At 49.8% G+C, this 255-nt stretch carries 1 rRNA gene; it reads right to left on the minus strand.

Annotation, left to right across the window (positions count from 1 at the left end):
- Nucleotides 1-255, minus strand: a 23S ribosomal RNA gene (locus HC175_RS24915); the annotation flags it as partial.

Genomic DNA, 255 nt, shown 5'->3' on the forward strand with positions numbered 1-255 from the left:
GTCCCGCCAAATTCATACAGGGTTTCTCGTGCCCCGCACTACTCAGGATACCACTATGGTTTATGATCTTTACCTATACCGGGCTATCACCGTCTATGGCCGCTCTTTCCAAAGCGTTCTAGTTCATTACACAACCAATGTCGTGGTCCTACAACCCCATGCAGCCCGTAAGCTACATGGTTTGGGCTAATGCGCGTTCGCTCGCCACTACTAGCGCAATCACTATTGTTTTCTTCTCCTCCGGGTACTTAGATG

The sequence above is a fragment of the Salinimicrobium oceani genome (genome assembly GCF_012037645.1).